At 37.1% G+C, this 14,634-nt stretch carries 19 protein-coding genes and 3 pseudogenes; 18 read left to right on the forward strand and 4 right to left on the reverse strand.

Features of this window, described 5'->3' with window-relative positions; all coding sequences use genetic code 11:
* Positions 1–20: 20 nt before the first annotated feature.
* Positions 21–542: a CcdC protein domain-containing protein gene (locus tag C5I45_RS09865; RefSeq protein WP_003153804.1), complete on the reverse strand. Its 522-nt coding sequence runs from the start codon at positions 540–542 to the stop codon at positions 21–23.
* Positions 543–766: 224 nt separating this feature from the next.
* Between C5I45_RS09865 and C5I45_RS09870 the strand changes: the two genes are divergently transcribed.
* The 4 genes from C5I45_RS09870 to csaA all read left to right on the forward strand — a co-directional run bounded on the left by C5I45_RS09870 (position 767) and on the right by csaA (position 3,214).
* Positions 767–1,486, forward strand: coding sequence for an MBL fold metallo-hydrolase (locus C5I45_RS09870; RefSeq protein ID WP_107994350.1), 720 nt, complete (start codon positions 767–769; stop codon positions 1,484–1,486).
* Positions 1,486–2,046, forward strand: coding sequence for a TetR/AcrR family transcriptional regulator (locus C5I45_RS09875; protein ID WP_107994351.1), 561 nt, complete (start codon positions 1,486–1,488; stop codon positions 2,044–2,046). Before C5I45_RS09870 ends, C5I45_RS09875 begins: the two co-directional genes overlap by 1 nt.
* 56 nt (positions 2,047–2,102) lie before the next feature.
* A complete protein-coding gene (locus C5I45_RS09880; RefSeq protein WP_003153808.1) occupies positions 2,103–2,813 on the forward strand; it encodes an AraC family transcriptional regulator in 711 nt (236 codons plus the stop codon).
* Between the two features lie 68 nt (positions 2,814–2,881).
* Entirely contained in the window at positions 2,882–3,214 is a 333-nt protein-coding gene (csaA, locus tag C5I45_RS09885; RefSeq protein ID WP_003153809.1) for a chaperone CsaA, read from the forward strand.
* 598 nt (positions 3,215–3,812) lie between these two features.
* Here csaA and C5I45_RS09890 read toward each other — a convergent pair.
* Entirely contained in the window at positions 3,813–4,169 is a 357-nt protein-coding gene (locus tag C5I45_RS09890; protein ID WP_044053329.1) for a winged helix-turn-helix transcriptional regulator, read from the reverse strand.
* Between the two features lie 168 nt (positions 4,170–4,337).
* On the opposite strand from C5I45_RS09890, the gene C5I45_RS09895 reads away from it, so the two are divergent.
* The 7 genes and pseudogenes from C5I45_RS09895 to C5I45_RS09930 all read left to right on the forward strand — a co-directional run bounded on the left by C5I45_RS09895 (position 4,338) and on the right by C5I45_RS09930 (position 9,601).
* Positions 4,338–5,084, forward strand: coding sequence for an SDR family NAD(P)-dependent oxidoreductase (locus C5I45_RS09895; protein WP_060387001.1), 747 nt, complete (start codon positions 4,338–4,340; stop codon positions 5,082–5,084).
* A 545-nt stretch (positions 5,085–5,629) separates the two neighbouring features.
* Positions 5,630–5,905, forward strand: a complete 276-nt coding sequence (locus C5I45_RS09910; protein ID WP_225979758.1) for a hypothetical protein — start codon at positions 5,630–5,632, stop codon at positions 5,903–5,905.
* Between the two features lie 567 nt (positions 5,906–6,472).
* Positions 6,473–6,636 (forward strand): annotated as a pseudogene (locus C5I45_RS09915) (DNA polymerase); the annotation flags it as partial.
* A 290-nt stretch (positions 6,637–6,926) separates the two neighbouring features.
* Positions 6,927–7,589 carry a hypothetical protein gene (locus C5I45_RS09920; protein ID WP_058906106.1) on the forward strand — a complete coding sequence of 221 codons (663 nt, stop codon included), beginning with the start codon at positions 6,927–6,929 and terminating at the stop codon, positions 7,587–7,589.
* Positions 7,576–8,178 (forward strand): MFS transporter, encoded by a 603-nt coding sequence (locus C5I45_RS19910; RefSeq protein WP_234415028.1) that lies wholly within the window; start codon positions 7,576–7,578, stop codon positions 8,176–8,178. The genes C5I45_RS09920 and C5I45_RS19910 overlap by 14 nt, the downstream gene beginning before the upstream one ends.
* 31 nt (positions 8,179–8,209) lie before the next feature.
* A complete protein-coding gene (locus tag C5I45_RS19915; RefSeq protein WP_234415029.1) occupies positions 8,210–8,773 on the forward strand; it encodes an MFS transporter in 564 nt (187 codons plus the stop codon).
* 3 nt (positions 8,774–8,776) lie between these two features.
* Positions 8,777–9,601, forward strand: coding sequence for an MbnB/TglH/ChrH family RiPP precursor modification enzyme (locus tag C5I45_RS09930; RefSeq protein WP_058906105.1), 825 nt, complete (start codon positions 8,777–8,779; stop codon positions 9,599–9,601).
* A 31-nt stretch (positions 9,602–9,632) separates the two neighbouring features.
* Here C5I45_RS09930 and C5I45_RS09935 read toward each other — a convergent pair whose 3' ends face one another.
* Positions 9,633–9,869, reverse strand: coding sequence for a hypothetical protein (locus C5I45_RS09935; RefSeq protein WP_058906104.1), 237 nt, complete (start codon positions 9,867–9,869; stop codon positions 9,633–9,635).
* A 338-nt stretch (positions 9,870–10,207) separates the two neighbouring features.
* Positions 10,208–10,381 (reverse strand): phage holin, encoded by a 174-nt coding sequence (locus C5I45_RS09945; RefSeq protein WP_107994353.1) that lies wholly within the window; start codon positions 10,379–10,381, stop codon positions 10,208–10,210.
* Positions 10,382–10,528: 147 nt separating this feature from the next.
* Between C5I45_RS09945 and C5I45_RS19670 the strand changes: the two genes are divergently transcribed.
* From C5I45_RS19670 to C5I45_RS09970, 7 genes and pseudogenes are all read left to right on the forward strand, one after another.
* Positions 10,529–10,687, forward strand: coding sequence for a hypothetical protein (locus C5I45_RS19670; RefSeq protein WP_153986668.1), 159 nt, complete (start codon positions 10,529–10,531; stop codon positions 10,685–10,687).
* Positions 10,688–10,814: 127 nt separating this feature from the next.
* The gene (locus tag C5I45_RS19920; RefSeq protein WP_229991739.1) at positions 10,815–11,165 is read left to right on the forward strand and encodes a hypothetical protein; all 351 of its coding nucleotides are present in this window, start codon (positions 10,815–10,817) and stop codon (positions 11,163–11,165) included.
* A 335-nt stretch (positions 11,166–11,500) separates the two neighbouring features.
* A complete protein-coding gene (locus tag C5I45_RS19925) occupies positions 11,501–11,695 on the forward strand; it encodes a hypothetical protein (protein ID WP_234415030.1) in 195 nt (64 codons plus the stop codon).
* Between the two features lie 58 nt (positions 11,696–11,753).
* Positions 11,754–12,260, forward strand: a complete 507-nt coding sequence (locus C5I45_RS09955; RefSeq protein ID WP_234415031.1) for a hypothetical protein — start codon at positions 11,754–11,756, stop codon at positions 12,258–12,260.
* Between the two features lie 906 nt (positions 12,261–13,166).
* Positions 13,167–13,419, forward strand: a pseudogene (locus C5I45_RS20155) (hypothetical protein).
* Between the two features lie 223 nt (positions 13,420–13,642).
* A pseudogene (locus C5I45_RS20235) lies at positions 13,643–13,716 on the forward strand (hypothetical protein); the annotation flags it as partial.
* A gap of 94 nt (positions 13,717–13,810) precedes the next feature.
* A complete protein-coding gene (locus C5I45_RS09970; protein ID WP_107994355.1) occupies positions 13,811–14,590 on the forward strand; it encodes a DUF4236 domain-containing protein in 780 nt (259 codons plus the stop codon).
* Positions 14,591–14,634 lie beyond the last annotated feature (44 nt).

The raw sequence follows: 14,634 nt of genomic DNA on the forward strand, positions 1-14,634 counted from the left end.
CTGCTTTTTAGACAGGGATGTCAGCCGTACTGACTGTTATTGGTTTGGTCTCTGCTCGTTTTTAAAACATAAAAAGAGAAGCCGCTGTAATAAACTGCGATGAAATAAAAGATACTGATGGTCAGCGGATCGGCCCCGACCGTTTGGCTGTATGCCTCCGGATGGGTAAAGTCCGCTGTGACCCGGTAAATTTCAATAACGCGATAAACAAATCTCGATAGGAAAAACGTTAATAGAATAAGTTCAATCCACAGATGAGTGCGAAAATACATTTTTCCGCGGCGTTCTTCAAAAGAAATATTCCGTTTGGCAAACAGGACCAGAAGCCAGCCGCAAAAAGTGCCGAATATAAGATGGCCGTATAAAGCCGGGTGTGTGATGCTGAAAAACGCCAGAGCCGCAGCCAGCAATGAAAACAAAATCATTCTTGTATAAAGCCAGCGGGGTTTCAAAGGCTGAAAGCCGACGGACCGTTTCACCTTTTTATACAGAAAAAAGGCAATCATTAAGACAGGGCAGATGCTTTGAAGTGTGATATGCATGGTGTGGAACTCCCCCTCCGTTGAGTAGTGTATGCTTATCCGGCTGGTTTTAGTAGTCTGATTTATTCGCAGGCTGAAAGCATCTTTTATCACAGTATGCGCGTTTCTTTTTTTTGCATAAGAGAAGCGCCCGAGCCTTTTTCAGGATTTAAACAGAAAACTCTTGATAAACTAACGGTATTAGTTATAATAAAACTAACGATATTAGTTTTAGGGGGATGTTGATGAGAATCTTACAATACGGAAGGGTTTGGCAGCTGACTTTTTTTCCAGCGCTTTTCCCGGTGAATTGTTATTTGGTCGAAGAAGAAGTAGGAGTAACCCTGATTGACACCGGACTGCCTAACAGTCATAAAGGAATCAAACAAGCATTGCGGCAGCTTGGGAAGCCGCTGAATGACATATTACTCACCCACGCGCACGGGGATCACATCGGTTCGCTTGACTCATTAGCTGCGGAATTTCCGGATGCTTCCGTCTGTATTTCTGAGCGGGATTCTTTCTTGCTGAAAGGTGACACTTCATTATTTGAGCATGAAGCACAAACGCCGATAAAGGGGGGAGTGCCGAAAAATGTTCAGACCGAACCTGATCGCCTGCTGAAAGGCGGCGAGCAGATCGGATCTTTACTTGTCATTCCCGCTCCCGGTCATACGCCGGGAAGCCTCGCTTTTAAAGATATGAGAAATGATATGCTGATCGTCGGAGATGCCTTTCAAGTACGGGGCGGCCTTGCTGTTTCAGGGAAGCTGAAATGGAAATTTCCGTTTCCGGCTTTTGCTACGTGGAATAAAGAAGAAGCTGTAAAAACAGCAAGAACGCTTATCGCTCATCAACCAAGCAGTCTGGCCGCCGGACATGGAAATGTTCTCTGCAATCCCGTTGAAATGATGGCTGAGGCTGCTGAGGAAGCGGAACGAAGCCTGCCGGGAGGCCGATCATAATGTCACCGAGAGTCGGATTGAGCCTTGACATGATATTGAGAGCCGCAGCAGGCATCGCTGACGAAAAAGGGCTGAACGAAGTGACGCTTGCGGCCGTTGCAAAGTCCTTAAACGTAAAACCGCCTTCCCTTTACAATTTTGTCAATGGCCTTCAAGGAATTAAAACAGAGCTGGCTGTCTCCGGTTTAACTATGTTATTTGAAAAAATGGCGGCCTCTGCAGAAGGACTGACGGGTGAAACGGCTTTGCTCGCTCTTGCCGATGCCTATATCAATTTCGCCGAAGCCAATCCCGGATTATATGACGCAACATTTCAAAAGATAAAAGACGGCCGGATTGAGAATCTGTCAAGCCTGCTTGTAGAGCTTGTTGTCAGGCAGCTGACAGCTAACGGTTATGCACAGTCTGACACTGCGATTCATGCTGCGAGAGGACTGAGGAGCCTTCTTCACGGATTTGCCGTGTTGAGAAAACAGAGTGCATTTGAATTAACCGAATCAATTAAGGAAAGCCGGAAGTTTGCAGTTGTTGCTTTCCTAAGAGGTTTACAGGTTAGATAACTATAATATTTTTATGTAAACTAAATAAAAAAACGCATCAGTAAAAGGAGGGACAAATGGATTCATTACAACATATCATTTGTGAGCGGCGCACCTATTCACATATTTTTGATTCTCATGCACACACATACTGCCAAATGCTCTTTCCGCTCGAAGGACAGCTGGACTTGGAGACAGAAAGACGTGAAATCAGATTAAAACCTGATCAAATGCTGTATATTCCGCCCGGGCATGAACATCGGTTCCGTTCTTTGGAGCGAAACGAATGTCTCGTTCTCGACATACCGGCATATTTTTTCAAAGGTTCATTTGATCCCGGCGTTCTGAATAAGCTTGATTCTTTTTGGACATCGATTCGGTTTCTGCTGACAGAAGAGACTAAGCAGCAGTCGGCTCATTCATTGAGTCTGCTTGCAGAATATATTGCTGAAAAGATACAAGAAAACCGTACGAATGATTCAATTGCGTATATCCGCCGAAATCTCTCAAAGACTTTTTCAATTAAAGAGCTTGCCGCAATGGAACATTACCATCCGGCGTATTATTCCGACTGGTTTAAAAAGCAGACGGGGAAAAGCCCGCAAGCTTATATTGCTGAGCTCCGTATGAAGAAAGCGGAACAAATGCTTATTGAAACAAAATGCCGGCTGACAGACATCAGTCAGGAGGTCGGCTTTCAAAATTTGTCTTCCTTTACCAGATGGTTTGTCAGACATAAGGGAATAACGCCGCGCGTCTTCCGAAACACCTTTCAATCTGATAAATAATCCTGAAAATCAGTTAAATAAACTGCGTCTTTTTTTGGTATCATGATTGTAAAAAAGGAGTTTTTGATATGGCAGTCATCGAAGATTTTATCAAGCTCGATCTCAGAATAGGAACGGTCGTAAAAGCGGAAGTATTCCCGGAAGCAAAGGTGCCGGCCATTAAGATGACAATAGATTTCGGCGAAGAGATCGGCATGAAACAATCAAGCGCCCAGATTACAAAACGGTACGAACCGGGTGATCTGACGGGCAGGCAGGTTACCGCTATTGTCAACTTTCCGCCGCGGCGGATCGCCGGATTTAAGTCAGAAGTTCTCGTTCTTGGCGGCATCCCGGAAAAAGGAGATGTTGTCCTGCTTACGCCAGAGCAGTCAGTACCGAACGGAACGAAAATCGGATAATAAAAAAAGACGTTTGCAGAAGCAAACGTCTTTTGCGTATTGAGGCGATACACCACACGCCACATTCGTGTGTGCCGCAAGGGCATGTGCATCGGCTTACACAATTCAGCTCATCGCTATATGAATATAGCATGGCGGGTGTGGAAATGCAAGAGATTTTTTAATATATGTTATATCTGGCTTTGTTTTGCCGATCCCCGATTCCTTCGTGTAAGGTTTCGTTTGAAATTTTATGATCTTGAATAAAGCAGTTTGACAAATGCAAGAGGGAATTTGAGCAAGTTGTGACCCGAAGTGTGACCTGGAATTAAAATCCGGGTCTTTTTGTGTAAAAAATGCATGCGAAGAGACCATATAGGCATTAAATGTTATTACTGATGTCTTCATTTATCTTTTTGCTAAGTTTCTGAACCTTCTCTTTAACATTTGAAACAGCTCTTTTTTGATTTCATCAAAGTTCTCCTGAATATAGTCCATGACACTTCTTATTATAACTTCACTTTCAAAATTGAATATCTCATTTATTTCTGGCTGTTCTTTATCTGTCAGGTGATGGTATTGAAGTTGTTTAGCATTTACTTCAGCAGCTGCATCAATCCTAACTTAGTTGTTCTGGCTGTACAATTTCATATTCACCTTCTGCATACTTTTGCTCCGCATAATGGCCTCCCCATTGACAGAGCTCCTGCAAGATAGGTTTAAGAGATTCTCCAAGTTCAGTGGATGAATATTCAACCTTCGGCGGTACTTGGTTATACATCTTTCTGCTCACAAGTCCACTGGCTTCAAGCTCTCTAAGTGTTTGAATCAGCATTTTCTGAGTAATATTTGGGATAATGCGGTTTAATTCACTCGTTCTCTTTGGTCCATTCATTAAAAAGTATAATACAAGGCCTTTCCATTTTCCGCCAATCACTTCCTTTGTCACTTCAAACCCACAGCTGAATTTTTTCATGTCTAAAGCTCTCCATTCCACATTTATTACTTTTTAGTTACTATATCACAAAAAAGTAGGTACTTCCGATAATGTGCTTACTGAAGGATACTATTACTTGTAAGTTGTTCTTCAAGTACTTAAAGGTACTAGACATAAAATAATATTAATTCTAAAGGAGTGTTAAGTATGGGTGAATTTGAAGGTAAAGTAGCGCTTGTAACGGGTGGAACAAGTGGGATTGGTCTTGCTGCAGCACAAAAATTTGTAAACGAAGGTGCATATGTTTATATCACGGGACGTAGACAAAACGAACTTGATAAAGCTGTTAACCAAATTGGCAAGAACGTAACCTGTGTTCAAGGTGATATTTCTAAGCTTGAAGACTTAGACAAACTATATGACATGATAAAGCAGGAAAAAGGTAAGTTGGACATCCTTTTTGCTAATGCAGGCATCGGCAGCTTCCTTCCATTAGGTGAAATTACTGAAGAGCAGGTTGATAGAACGTTCGGCATTAACGTGAAAGGAACCATTTTTACTGTTCAAAAAGCGCTATCACTATTCCCGGACAAAGTAGGTTCTATTATTGTAACGGGCTCTACTGCTGGATCAATTGGCAACCCAGCATTTAGTGTATATGGAGCATCTAAAGCAGCATTAAGAGCACTGGTTCGCAACTGGATTCTTGACCTAAAAGGTACTGAAATCCGTGTAAATGTGGTAAGTCCAGGAGTGATTCTTACACCTGCATACGATGAGCTTTTTGGTGATGCACTTGAAGGAGCGATGGAAAATGCCAGAAATACTGTTCCAGCTGGAAAAGTTGGGACACCTGAAGAAGTAGCTAACGCTGTATCTTTCCTTGCTTCAGACGAAAGCAGTTACTTGACGGGTATTGAATTGTTCGTAGATGGCGGGCTAGCACAGGTATAATTTCACTGCTCAGAGGTTACAAATCTTCCCCAAAAAAGGTTAATGGGGATTTACTTGAAGAAGCCGTATAAAAAAGTCGTTTTCCTTAAAGGACAGGGAATTCGACTTTTTTATGTTTGAATTTGATTAACGTTGTAAATTCGCATTTTCCTGGGGCTGCCACTAAATGACCTGTAAAAAAGATTACTTTGTGAATAAATGTACTTAAAGTAAGGGGCGTTAGTTGAAGAACAAACAACAGCGTTGTTGTAGTAAATGAGGTCATTTGTTGTACAAAAAAAGGATAGTTGAATACAGGCATTTTCACCCTGTTCATCTATTCTCTCTTTTTGTTTATAAAATGTGTGACTTTTTATTTGGTTACTTAATTATTAATAATATTAAACATTTTCTTGACTTTTAATAAAAAACAATATCCCTGTCCTTGTATTCTAATACTTTTGAAAATATTTAAAGGAATCCTTATGTCCTGAATAAGCAAAAATGCTGCATACATAATCACCTGTGCTTGTACCAAGGTAATACTCTTTATCGGGTCTATTAGGGTGGTCACAAGGTGGATTCCCTTTACATACAACGATGGAAAGCCTAAAAAGCGTTTCAAAATCTTCACAGCTATGACAATACCGGTTTGTGTTGAACTTGTTGCGAAGGATCAAAAAGGTGCTATTGAAGAGTTAGTAGAAACAGGAGAAATGGGTGTTAATTTCCCTCATATCATTGGATATGGGGGAGGTAAAATAGTTATTCCAACTGTCACAAACAATGTGTTTTACATAGGTGAAGAAGCAACTGTAGTAGAAGTAGAAGACGATGAATAAGACAGATTTACATAACGAGCAGTTCTGTCAGGTTGTATTTGGGGGATTGATCGTAGTTGTACCAGCTTTAAGCATATTGTGCATAGCGTGGTTTGGGTGATTAGGAAGAGTGTCACCAGCACTCTCCTAATCTATAGCAAGTACTATGTCATTCCATTGTATTTAAACGTTAGCAAATAATCAATATTAAAGGGGGGGATGTTTTATAAGAAAAACTCATTTAAAGGTGCAGAGAAGGGCAACTTTGGCGGGTCATACCTCCTCTGCATGTGTCGTATCACTGCACACTTCACCCTGAAGTGTTAGATCGGATTATTATCAAGGGGTTAGCGTTTTGCGAGCCCCTTAAAACTGAATACAGTCAGTCTACACTCCTGAATTAAGGTGTTGTCTTTAGTGATGCCTTTTTTGAAGGATCAGGCTGCCGTGGAATGCGCTAACACACGTAAAACTTGACAGGGTAGTGACTAGGCCGATGCAAATAAACGAGGATAGGATGCCTTCTGTGTTTCCCTATTTACACATGCATCTGAAAGGCGAAAGCTGCCATTAAGTGCTGACGAAGGAAGTCTGATTGAAAAGGACAATGAGAAGAGAAGAAAACTTGGATTCGTTTATGGATGGGCCAAGAAATAAATACGGATCAAAAAGCGATCTTACGAGCTGTTTCTTATACACCTGAAGGCACAGCATTACATAGAGTAGGATTGACAGGTGGGCATAAAAGTTGATGTCTTAATTACTTGAATTGATAGTATACTAAAATATCTTTTAAGGAAAAATGAGCTGTAACAAAAAAATTCCACAAAATGACTTTACAAATATCGGATATTAGACTATTATATTATTGAATAATCTGATTATTTAATATATTAATGAAGGAGGGGTAATAATGGAGGAAATTCAAAATGTTTCTCAAGTTGAATTGGAAGAAACTTGCTATGATTGGGAAATGAATTAGGAAATATGAAGGGGTAACAAACTTAAGAGTTACCCCTTCATTTAAAAAGGGGTGATGAGATTGTCTCTTTTAAATAAACAATATGAAATGTTCAGATGTGCAATAGATAAAACATATTTCCAGAAGTATAAAGAGCATAATGAATTTGACTGGGTGAATTTTGATTATTTTAGAAAGTTACATTACAGTAAGCGAACAATTAGATTTAACCACGTCTTTCCGCAAACAAAAAAAGAAATAGAAAATTGGGATTTGCTGGTGAATGATTTCTGCGAAAAAAATATATACAGGGGACAAAGGCTTGAAAAAGACATAAGAAGTTTCTTGAAATTTCTTTCGGAGAAACATGGAGATGGAAGCTTTATTTTTCAACTAGCTAGACATGAATTTAATATATATAAAGTGGCCGCTGGAAATGAAAATGGTGTCTTAGATCAATTTAACTACCCGATTACTGAGGTAAAAGATCGACGTGATAAAAAATCTGAAAAACGTGATTATTTATATTTGAAAGAAAAAAGGAATGTTAGGGTATTCAAAATTCAACATTTCGTGTCTAAGTGGATAAAAATATACACAGCAGTTCAATGTGTCGAAAAATCATGGGAATTAATACATAAACATTTAAACACTGATGAAAAAGAACAGTTAAATTCTGCAATAAAAAGTTTCAAAAACTTAAGTTTATTAGATATATGGAAGCGAGAGCATGCCAGTGATTAAATCCAACAATATTAAAAATAGAATTGTGATAGCGGGTGCTATTGATAGCTTAGGTGCTTCTATTGTATGGACTGGTTTGCCACTATATGCATATTCGATTACTGGTTCTTTTTTATATACCTCGTCATTATTCTTCACTACAGCTATAGCTCGTATAATTGCAACCTTTTTAGGAGGTTACTTGGCTGACGTATCCTCGAGCAAAAAAATAATGATAAGGTGTCTATCTATAAATTGGATTTGCTATTTATTTTTATTTTCGGGATTATTCCTTAAATTCACCTGGATTATATTTCCGGTGATGTTGATATCACAAGGTTTAAGTACGATTTCAAATATGAATCAAAACCTATGGTTTAATTCACTTTGCTCCAAAGAGACATTAGCTTCAGAAATCAGTGGAAGAAATTCTTGGTTTTTGGTTAGCAAGACTGCAGGATTTTCTCTAGGTCCTCTTATTTATAATTATCTTAATACATATTCTTTATTAATCAATTTGGTTACTATAATTTTCGCCTTATCTTTAATTTCCAGTATAAAAAACAAAGGTTATGTCAGTGTAGCAAGGAAAAAAGATAACATTTTTTAACTCTTTTAAAGAAGTATACAGGAATCAATTGTTGAAAAGATTAAATATAATTGAAATATTGAATGGATTAACCTTTCCGGTTTTAACAAGTTTATCAATATATATTCTTCAAAAGAATTTAGACGCATCTTCTATTACTATTTCATCGTTTTGGTTTATTGGGGGCGTAGGGGCTGTTATAGCTAATATAGCTTTATCAAGATTAAAACTGTTTAAATTGAAATACGTCTATTTGTTCGTAATTAGTTTTAGTCTTATTATAGGTGGGTTAATGCTAATGACAATAGCGAATGTTCCCTTAGTTTATTTAATCGGATTTTCTTTATTCACACTTGGTACACCTATTATAAACAACCTACTAAGATCAAAGGTTTTTATTCACGCTCCAAAAGATATGAAAGGTAAAATAACATCTGTTATAACCTCTTCGTCAGATCTAGGCACTGTATTAGCTTTATCAATTTCATGGATTATTGTTGAAGAATTTGGTGCGATTTCTTTTATGTTCTTTGTCATTGGAACTAGTGTATTTAGAATATGTTTATTCTTCTTTACTCTTCATAAAGTGGAGAGCAGTATGGAAGTGAGGGGATAATGCTTGCTTATTTGTAAAGGTGTCGGCTTGAGTTTTCGCCAAACATTTTTTGACGAATTGGATATAATAAAAAAAGATGTTGATTTCTTAGAGATAATATCAGAAAGATACTTCACTGAAAAGAATACAGAAGAACTTAAGGTTCTTGCTAAACAATTTCCATTAATTCCACATGGACTATCTCTTTCCATAGGTACTTATGAAAGGCTACCTAAAAAGAAGGAAAAGCAGATTTCTAATTTGTTGACAGAATTAAAGACAGATAGTTATACTGATCATTTAGCATTAAGTAGTGTAAAGGATATTGAGTTACTTGATTTTTTTCCGGCTATGTATAAGGATGAAACTTTAGAATTCTTAAAAAATAAACACAAACAATTAAAAGAAAATAGTTTGAATAATTTATATTTGGAGAATATAACATACACCTTCAATTGGCATAACAATGATTACACAGAGTTGGATTTTTGGTGCAAGGTTTTAAATGAAACAGAAATAGGAATGCTATTAGATGTATCAAACCTATATATAAATAGCGTCAATCATAAATATGATCCGTATGCTTTTTTTGACAGACTCCCCAAAGATAAAATAAATTATTTGCATGTTGCGGGATTTATTAGCAATATGTACGGATTTTTAGTTGATTCACACTCTGAACCTGTTGACTCTGAAGTATGGAAACTTGCTGAATATATAATTAAAAAAGCACCAGTGCAAGGCGTTATCCTAGAAAGGGACCTGAATTGTAATAATTATCATGATGTACAAAATGATATAAAAATTATTAAGTCATTATTTGAAAAAAACGCTCCCCTTCTCCTTTGAGATGTAGGAGCGTTTAACTGTTAAATTGCTTTTAACGAAACGAGCACTCATCTAATGTTCCGGGGAAACCTTGTTGAACGGCTAATTCATATGCTTCCATCTTTATCGGCAGCACCAGTAGCCCCTTAGCTCCAGTACTGCCTTTTTCACCTTTTAATGAAGCTAACCATTCCTCTACAGTTCCTGACAAACCATTGTCTACTGCAATATTATAAGCAGACTTCCCAGTGACAATTGAGACATTAACCATTGGATTGAAGAAACTCATTTATGCGCCCCCAAAAAGTTATATGTTATTCCTGACTCAGAAATCTTGAAGCTTGTGATAGGTGAATCATGAGCGTCCATTTGAAAACCTTGCCCAGCTCTTAAATAGATAGGAATTCCACCGTTGATTGATACATGACATTCCTGATCATTCGAAAAGCTGAATTTATAGAAAGAATATTTAATCGTCCAAGCTACTGGTGGGGAAGGGATCACTTCATGGTTAGATTCTGACTTCTCAAGCATTGGACTCCCGATATATCCAGATCCTATTTGCATGACCAACAATCATTCCTTTCTTAATTAAAAATGAAAAAAAGGGGAGGTGAACTCCCCAAGTTATTTTGGTTCTGTGTATTCCATTGCTTGATCGCTGTCTGAGATACCTGTAGTGGTTGGATCCACTACAATTCCCATGGCAGTTAAAAATAAAAATGTCAGCAGTGCATTAAATTTCTCAGTGAGGTCATCACGAAACACAGAAATATCGTATTCAAAGCTCTGGTGTCTCAATCATAAAATAGGTCAGAAATCTGCAAAGAATTATGCAGGTATTGAATGGGATTGGGAGAAAATAAAATCTTCCTTTGCTGAGTCGAATGGTTGGCAAGTTTGGAAAGCTAAAAGTTAAAAATTTTAAACAGAAGGAGAGAATCACAGATGGATAAATACAAAATTAATAGATCAAAAGGGTACCCCATCTTAGGCGGTTGTCTCCCTAAGATAGATATCACTGCTGAATATTATGTGATTGCGTATGCCAAAGTTTCCGGAGACAACCCGATAATTTCAAGGTGTGATGGCAAATTAATGGCTTAAAATTAAGATAAAACAGCAGTTTAATTAGATTTTCAAAACGATTCTTTATCATCGCAAAGAAAAAATGTAAAATCCACCTATAGGCATGAGTTGTCAATGATATTGAGGCGTCCTTGGGGGGAGAAATTTGAAAAATAAACTTGAAAAATTGCTTCTTGAAAAGGGTGTATGTGAATTTCATATTAAGGAAATGAAGGAAACCAAAAATATAAGTGAGTATCCATATGAATTGTATTATGATGAAGTAGGAAACAGCGAAAAACTATATCGGGATGTTCCGTTAAAAGAAATTAAGAGTTTAGGGTTCAGGGGAACCAGTGGTGTGTCTTGGTTTGATCACGCGTGTTATAACGGTACAGATAACATTGACAGTGGCCGATGTGAAAAAGCTTTAGAATACTTGAAAAAACAAAGTCTAGAAGAATTTCATGCTTATTATCAACACTCACCAGTGAAATTGGTTCATTATGAAGATTGACTTTTATGCTGTTTATGGTGATGGAACACACCGTACAATTTGGGCCAAGATAACAGGAGCTCCAACAATTTATGCTCAAGTAACTAGAGCAAGAAAGAATCCTTCCTTATATAAATCATACTTAAGATTTAAAGAATTAGAATCACAGATTAATAGGTATTTTAAGGAGAATGACCTTAGCTGGGGAGTTAAAAAAAGTCAATACTATTCAGAAATCCTTTACAAAGGTATGCCAGTAGCACTCTATTCTATAGATCCGCCTTACTCATTTAAGCGATCTTCCTACAGTCAATGATCAAAAGTTGGATACATGGAATAAGGAATTAAATGAATTTATGATTGAGTTTGAAGAAAGTTTTCGCTATAGGAAAATCTTTCGCAATGTTATGAAGATTACGGCTGGAAAATTAGAGCACAAACTTTTTTCTTTTATTGAAAAGATAAGTGAAAGTTGGTCTGCAGCTAATGGAAAGGCAAGAATTATAAAACAAGGATTCGATATGTATTGTATCGATAAAAAAATCATTTAAGTTACTTTAAAATATGTACAACAGCATGAGGGATGACGAAGAAACTAAAGGAGAAGTGATGAAAAAGTTAATAATTTTATGTTTGGGTATTATCGGGGTATTTCTTATAGTTCAGTGTAGTAAATTTAACAACAATACAGAAGTTTATGTGGATACTCAATTAGAGGGAAATCACGATGATGAAAATGAAAGAAAAAGTTATTATGACCATGATTCAAGTCAAGAAAGTGAAGCGCTTAATGACAAATATTTAAGACGAGAAGAGAATAAGGAATATGACATTTACGCATATGATTTAACAACTAGGGTAATTCAATCACGTAATGGACAAGACGAATATGTTTATAGAGGCAACGTGATCGCTAGTAGTCAAGCCGAAAGCTATGGTTATCACACATCACCAATTACTAAGGAAGTAGCTAAAACAATTAAATTTTGGAGGAACGATGTAGATTTTGTTCCTAAAAAGGGTGAGATTGTTCTGGTTAAATTTCCCAAGGGTAATTATAAAACCTATATTGATATTGAGCTTATGTATAAGCCAACTGGAGAATGGAATTGGTGAACAAAACATCCACGGGATTCGGGCTGCCTACATGAGAACAGCCCTTTGCCATTAGCTCGCAATCTTGGTTTTGACTTGCTTGTGAGTCTTTATATTACGTAATTTAAGAGCAGGTTTTTCCACTATCCTGTACGAAAGAAATGCAATGGCAGCAGTAACAGCGATTAGAGCTATGATCAGCGGGTAATCAGACAATGTTTTATTAATTTCAGTGTATAAGAAGATGTTGATGATCACCATGTGCCATATGAAAATTCCCATACTGATATCGTCTAACCGGTTCAGCTGCCATAATATCTTCAGCCCATTGTAACCGAACCAAATGATTGCGTAGCTCAAAGGCACAAACCATAAAAAGCTCCATAGTGTGCTGTTTATTGAGCTGAGATGTAAAAAGTCAATTTTAAAGAATAAAAATAAAATTATTGAAGATAAGAATAAAACAATATGCCGGGGTGACTTACTCCATGCCTTTGCCCAGAAGATGCCCAAAGTGAAATAAAACATCTGCGGCAGGAATGAATGTAAGTATAGGCTGTCGATTCATTACCAGGCAAGAACTTTAAAGCCACGTAAGAAACCAGCACACTAAAAGCGGAAACAGCAATAGAGCAAAGAATCATTTTCTTGAATCCAAAACGTTTATAAAACCAATAAATTGCGGGCAACACCAAGTAAAAGCTAATCTGAACAGGAACTGCCCAAAGTGAATCGTTAAGGCGACCTGTGCCAATGTGATGAAATATGTCAGGGAAGTATTGAGGGTATAGCACAAGATTGCTTAGAAGCCATATTCCAGTACTCATCGTAGCCATTAGTCTCAAAGTCTTTATATTCCATTAAATTCCATCACGCAAATTTAACACTACTATAATACCAGACGATATATATAAGGAGGGTTTTAATTTGATTGGAATAGCATATTTCTTAATACTCTGGCTTGGTGTTGGCTTTTCTAACGGGATTTAAGGCCTTATTTGTTGATCAGGTATATGATGAAGAGTTTAAGCAGAAAGTGATTGATTCATTTTCACCAGGTATGGAGCAGAATATGATTGAACTATTCTTTAAGAATAAAATAAATATCATGGTGTTTTACATATTAATTGGATTGCTGCCACTGGCCATAAAAATTGTTGGTCTGCTGAAAAGGGGTTAGCTATGCCGGTTATCGATACCTTTTTTGTTATTTAATTTGAAAATGATGATTACTTCAAGTCATTTAAATTAGAAGGCAGTGGTTATATAGTATATAAGGGGTACATGACGCTTACAATGTCAGAAGCTTTAGTGATCTCAAACGAGCTACATACAGAGTTTAAAGCCACTTCTGCCATAAGACAAATTGAAGTTATTACTAGATGAGGAGTGTTCAGGTGTACTGGATTGAATGGGCTGCAATCCTTGAAGACTTTTATCAGCAGCGATTTGAGTATTTGAATGGAAGAGACACTAACCAGATATAAGGAGATGTAAGATGGGAAAAATAATCAAATAATGATAGAGTAAGGAGAAGGGGAAATTAACCAACCAAAAGTGAGGGGTATATAATGGGGTTTAAATTTAGAAAAAGTGTCAAAATTGCTCCAGGAGTTAAACTGAACATTAACTCAAAAAGTGTCGGCATCAGTGCCGGTGTTAAAGGGGCACGTATATCAACAAACACTAAAGGTAGAACCACAACCACTGTTGGAATTCCAGGTACGGGTATTTCTTATAGAAATACCGTGGATTCTAAAAGGTCTAAAAATAAAACAATATCTTCAGATCAGACAAGAGTTCAAGCTACTTCATTCCCAAACCCTATTCAGGAAGTCTATAGTTCCTTGAGCAAAAAATATAAAAAGCCATCGAAAGATCTTCAAAAAATATTTAGTCATGCCGCCAATCGAATAAATCAAGATCAAATAGTGACTTTCGTTAGAGGGAATCTAAATGGTTTCATGGGAAATGCCGGCGTTCTTTTTGCAATGCCAGATAGGTTATTGCATTATGGTGATAAATATGCAAAGTACGAGATTGTGGAATTTGATTATAATCTAATTGATCATGTAAAAGTTAAAAGTGGGCTAACGGGTTATAAACTAATCTTTGATTATGCCGGGAAAGAAATTTCAGTTTCAACAATTGATGAAGGAAGCATTGACGAAATTTTCGCATATCTTCAAGAAAAGATAGCAGAGCAATCAAATCAAAATATGAATGATGTGTCTTTTTCAAGCTCAAATATCCCTGAACAAATTAGACAATTTGCTGAGCTTAGGGATCAAGGAATAATAACCGAAGAAGAGTTCGCGAAAAAAAAAGAGCAACTGCTTAATATTAACTAATGAATATTTAAGTGAGCTTAGATTTTAAAGTAAAGTAGGTATAT

Origin of the sequence: Bacillus sp. ZY-1-1 (genome assembly GCF_003047165.1) — a bacterium.
Taxonomy (GTDB): Bacteria; Bacillota; Bacilli; order Bacillales; family Bacillaceae; genus Bacillus; species Bacillus velezensis.